We start from the raw sequence: 4,463 nt of genomic DNA, 5'->3' as shown, positions 1-4,463 counted from the left end.
CCGAGCCCTCGGCACCGGAGCCCACACCTCCCCCGGCCGATCCCACGCCGCCCGTGGAACCCGTGGACCCTGTGGAGCCCGTGGACCCCACCCCGCCGGAGGAGCCGACGCCGCCCGTCGAGCCCGCACCCGAGCCCGACCCCACCGACCCCGGCTCGCCCCCGCCGAGCTGGTCCTGCGTCTGGCTCGGACCCGTGCTGATCTGCCGACCCGCCTGACACGACGGGCGGGCGCCGCCCCGGTGCGCCGGGCCGGGCCGCGTAGCACCATGGCTGCATGTTGCTCGCCCGGCTCGCTCAGGTGTCGCAGGAGGTCGCCGCCACCTCGGCGCGCTCCCAGAAGATCGAGCTGCTCGCCGAGCTGTTCCGCGACACCGCGCCGCAGGACGTGCCGATCGTCATCCCGTACCTGGCGGGCCGGCTCCCCCAGGGCCGGCTCGGGATCGGCTGGCGGGTGCTGAGCCGGCGCGTGGAACCGGCGCCCGAGCCCCGCCTGACGGTCCAGGACGTCGACGCGGCGCTCACCGTCATCGGCGATGTGTCGGGCGCCGGATCGCAGGCCGAACGCACGCGCCTGGTCGCCGAGTTGATGGGCGCGGCGACGGAGCAGGAGCAGCGTTTCCTGTTCGGCCTGGTCACCGGGGAGGTCCGGCAGGGCGCTCTGGACGCGGTCGCGACCGAGGGCCTCGCACGGGCGACCGGGGCGGCGCCGCCCGACGTGCGGCGCGCGGTCATGCTGGCAGGCGGCGTACAGCCGGTGGCGCGGGCCCTGCTCGCCGGGGGTCCGCAGGCGCTGGCGGACTTCCAGCTCACCGTGGGCCGGCCGGTGCTGCCGATGCTGGCGCACAGCGCGGGTTCCGTCGGCGAAGGGCTCGACAAGCTCGGGGCCTGCGCCGTGGAGGAGAAGCTCGACGGCATCCGGGTCCAGGTGCACCGCACGGGGGACGGCGGGGTGCGGGTGTACACGCGCACGCTCGACGACATCACCGACCGGCTGCCCGAGGTGACGGCCGCGGTGGGCGGGCTGCCCGGCGACGCCTCCCTGGTGCTCGACGGGGAGGTGATCGCGTTCGGCGCGGACGGGCGCCCGCGGCCGTTCCAGGAGATCGCGGGCCGGGTGGGCTCGCGCTCCGACGTCGCACGGGCCGCCGCGGAGGTACCGGTCTCCCCCGTGTTCTTCGACGTCCTGTCGGTGGCCGGGGAGGATCTGCTCGACCTGCCGTTCGCGCGGCGGCACGAGCGGCTCGCCGCGCTGGTGCCCGAGGGGATGCGGGTGCGCCGGTTCGTCGTGGAGGACGAATCGGACCCGGGGCAGCGGGCCGCCGCCGACGCGTTCTTCGCCGCCACGCTCGCGCGCGGGCACGAGGGCGTCGTCCTGAAGGGGCTGGAGGCTCCGTACAGCGCGGGCCGCAGGGGTGCCTCCTGGCTGAAGGTGAAGCCCGTGCACACGCTCGACCTCGTGGTGCTCGCGGCGGAGTGGGGGCACGGGCGGCGCACCGGCCGGCTCTCCAACCTGCACCTGGGCGCACGTCGCGCCGACGGGTCGTTCGCGATGCTCGGCAAGACGTTCAAGGGCCTCACCGACGCGCTGCTCGACTGGCAGACCGAGCGACTGCGCGCGCTGGCGGTCGAGGACGACGGGCACGTCGTGACGGTCCGACCGGAGCTGGTCGTCGAGATCGCGTACGACGGGCTGCAGCGCTCGACGCGCTACCCGGCGGGGGTGACGCTGCGCTTCGCGCGCGTGGTCCGCTACCGGGAGGACAAGTCGGCCGCGCAGGCCGACACGGTGGAGACCGTGCTCTCCGGCACGCAGTCCGGGACACAGACCGGCACACAGACCGGCACGCAGTCCGGCGCACAGAAGAACCTCTGACCGTTTCTTTGCCAAATCATGGGCCCGTATAGGGTGGCCGGAACACCACAGGATGCATCCGGCAACCATCCGCGGTACGGGTCCTCACCCGCCCCGGAGCCGACCGGCCACATCGCGACACCTCCATCATCGGACCCGCACGGACAAGGGGAGAGACGTGCCCGCTTCACGCCTGAGCAGGACACCATTGCCGGGGATCGGCTTCCGCTACGACCTGACCACCCGCGAGCAGCGTTTGCTCTCGGTCGTCGCCCACCGGGACGGCAACCGCACGCTCAGCGCGTACCGGGCGGACGACCCGGACGCCTGCTCGCTGTCCCTGAAGCTGACGTCGGGTGAGGCCGCGTACCTGATCGACGCCCTGATGCCCTCGCACCACAGCCCCAACCTGCTGCACACCACCGACCTGGGCCTGGTCGCGGAGCGCATCGAGGTGCCGGCCACGTCGTACTGGAACGGGCGGCTGCTGGGCGAGACGCAGATGCGCACCGAGACCGGCGCGTCGATCGTGGCCGTGCTGCGCCGTGCGGAGGCGATCCCCTCGCCGACGCCGGACTTCCGGCTCGCGGGCGGCGACACCGTCATCGTGATCGGGACCCGCGAGGGCGTCGAGGCGGCGGCCACGATCCTGGGGCGGGAGTGATCGGATGCATTCCGCTGTCTTCCTGATCGAGTTCGGGGCGATCATCCTGGCGCTCGGCCTGCTGGGCCGGCTGGCCGGGCGGCTGCAGTTCTCGCCCATCCCGCTCTACCTGCTCGCCGGGCTCGCGTTCGGCGAGGGCGGGCTGCTGCCGCTCGGCGCCAGCGAGGAGTTCGTCGCGATCGGCGCCGAGATAGGCGTCATCCTGCTGCTGCTGATGCTGGGCCTCGAGTACACGGCGAGCGATCTCGTCAGCAACCTCAAGACCCAGTACCCGGCGGGCCTCGTCGACATGACGTTCAACGCCCTGCCGGGCGCGGCCGCCGCCCTGTTGATGGGCTGGGGGCCGGTCGCGGCCGTGGTGCTCGCGGGCGTCACCTGGATCTCGTCCTCGGGCGTCATCGCCAAGGTGCTGAACGACCTGGGCCGGGTCGGCAACCGTGAGACGCCCGTGATCCTCTCCATCCTGGTCCTCGAGGACCTGGCGATGGCCGTGTACCTGCCGATCATCACCGCGCTGCTCGCGGGCGTCGGCTGGGCTGCGGGCGGTCTCACGCTCGCCATCGCGCTGGGCGCGGCCGGGCTCGTGCTGTTCGTCGCTGTCCGGTACGGGCGGCACATCTCCCGGTTCGTCTCCAGCGACGACCCGGAGAAGCTGCTCCTCGTGGTGCTCGGCCTGACGATCCTCGTCGCCGGGCTCGCTCAGCAGCTCCAGGTGTCCGCGGCGGTCGGCGCGTTCCTCGTCGGCATCGCCCTGTCCGGTGAGGTCGCCGAGGGCACGCACACGCTGCTGTCGCCGCTGCGGGACCTGTTCGCCGCGGTGTTCTTCGTCTTCTTCGGCCTGCACACCGACCCCGCGAGCATTCCTCCGGTGCTGCTGCCCGCGCTGCTGCTCGCCGTCGTGACGGCCTGCACGAAGATCGCGACCGGCTACTGGGCGGCGCGCCGCGCCGGTGTCTCGGTCAAGGGCCGCTGGCGCGCGGGCGGTGCGCTCGTGGCGCGCGGCGAGTTCTCCATCGTCATCGCGGGTCTCGCGGTCACCTCGGGCATCGAGCCCCGGCTCGGACCGCTGGCGACCGCGTACGTGCTGATCCTGGTGATCGTGGGCCCGCTGACGGCCCGGTACACGCAGCCGATCGCCCAGCGGCTGTTCCGCGACCGGGCGACCGCGGCCACCCCGGCGGCGGTGCTGCCCGCTCCCTCGAACGGCGAGGAGCAGCCCCCCGTGGACGCCGCGGACGCTGAGGACACCGTGGACACCGAGGGCACCGTGGATGCCGCGGACGGCGCCCCGCGCCCCTGATCCGCGCAGCTCACCGCGACGGCGGCCGGTGGAGAACGCACGCGTTCTCTCCCCGGTCGCCGTCCTCCGTTCGGGCGCATAGCGTGGTGGACGAGACGGACCGGGGGGTGCACATGGGTGTCTGGAGGCCACCATGGATCGCTCGCCCGAATCCGCAGCTGCCGCTGGTGCCGAATCCGCCGAACGCTCCGCACCACCCGGCGGTTCCGTCCCGTACGCGGGCGGCGGGAGGCACGAGCACCGCTGGCTGATCCTCGCCGTCATCGGCATCGCCCAGCTGATGGTCGTCCTCGACGCGACGATCGTGAACATCGCGCTGCCCTCCGCGCAGCAGGATCTCGGCTTCTCCGACGGCAACCGGCAGTGGATCGTCACGGCCTACGCGCTCGCGTTCGGCAGCCTGCTGCTGCTCGGCGGGCGGATCGCCGACCTGGTGGGCCGCAAGGCGGTCTTCATCGCCGGTCTCATCGGCTTCGCCGCCGCGTCCGCGATCGGCGGCGCCGCCACCTCGTTCGGCATGCTGGTCGCGGCGCGCGCCCTCCAGGGCATGTTCGGCGCGCTGCTCGCGCCGGCGGCGCTGTCCCTGCTGACGACCACGTTCACGGACCCGCGCGAGCGCGCGAAGGCGTTCGGCATCTACGGCGC

Annotated in this window: 5 protein-coding genes; all 5 read left to right on the top strand. The window is 73.4% G+C overall.

The annotated features are described in order from the left end of the window. Window positions 1–218, top strand: a 218-nt coding sequence (locus GTW43_RS08790) for a hypothetical protein (RefSeq protein ID WP_237536486.1), incomplete at its 5' end; no start/stop codon positions are given. A gap of 58 nt (window positions 219–276) precedes the next feature. Further along, window positions 277–1,875: an ATP-dependent DNA ligase gene (locus tag GTW43_RS08785; RefSeq protein ID WP_161301062.1), complete on the top strand. Its 1,599-nt coding sequence runs from the start codon at window positions 277–279 to the stop codon at window positions 1,873–1,875. Window positions 1,876–2,032: 157 nt separating this feature from the next. Further along, window positions 2,033–2,518, top strand: a complete 486-nt coding sequence (locus GTW43_RS08780; protein WP_161301061.1) for a TrkA C-terminal domain-containing protein — start codon at window positions 2,033–2,035, stop codon at window positions 2,516–2,518. Window positions 2,519–2,522: 4 nt separating this feature from the next. Further along, window positions 2,523–3,818 carry a cation:proton antiporter gene (locus tag GTW43_RS08775; RefSeq protein ID WP_237536485.1) on the top strand — a complete coding sequence of 432 codons (1,296 nt, stop codon included), beginning with the start codon at window positions 2,523–2,525 and terminating at the stop codon, window positions 3,816–3,818. Between the two features lie 133 nt (window positions 3,819–3,951). After that, a partial coding sequence (locus GTW43_RS08770; protein WP_161301060.1) for an MFS transporter occupies window positions 3,952–4,463 on the top strand: 512 nt, incomplete at its 3' end.

This window comes from Streptomyces sp. SID5785, from assembly GCF_009870065.1.
Lineage (GTDB): Bacteria > Actinomycetota > Actinomycetes > Streptomycetales > Streptomycetaceae > Streptomyces.
The sequence above is the reverse complement of the archived record's forward strand: the minus strand, read 5'-3'. Positions and strand labels throughout refer to the sequence as shown.